The following is a 296-nucleotide window of genomic DNA, read 5'->3' as shown; positions in this document are numbered from 1 at the left end:
GCCGGGAACGGCCTTTCGCAAGACCGATCTCTACGGGCGCAAGCGCAGGACCGAGCAAGCTATCCTAGAGCGCAGCCCCGGCAGTCTTGGAGGCCATGGCGGCCGCCACCTCGTCGGCCTTCTGCTGGCCGCGCACCACGAAGCTGATGGTGAACCAGCCGGCGACCGCGTCGCCCAAAGCGCACACCAGGCGGAGTTCGCGCGCTACGGCGTCATGCACCGCAACACCTTCATCGACGCGCCGCGGTTGCTCGACCGTCGTAACCGGATCGTCACGCCGCAGGCGGACGTCCTCG

Annotated in this window: 1 protein-coding gene; it reads right to left on the bottom strand. The window is 68.6% G+C overall.

Annotated features, from left to right (window positions below; all coding sequences use genetic code 11):
• Positions 1-64 precede the first annotated feature (64 nt).
• On the bottom strand, positions 65-296 hold a 232-nt coding region (locus NE591_RS14820; protein ID WP_256157054.1), incomplete at its 5' end, for a hypothetical protein.

Origin of the sequence: Adlercreutzia sp. DFI.6.23 (assembly GCF_024462535.1) — a bacterium.
In the GTDB taxonomy this organism is placed as follows: domain Bacteria; phylum Actinomycetota; class Coriobacteriia; order Coriobacteriales; family Eggerthellaceae; genus Adlercreutzia; species Adlercreutzia rubneri.
This window is presented reverse-complemented; position numbering and strand designations above follow the sequence as displayed.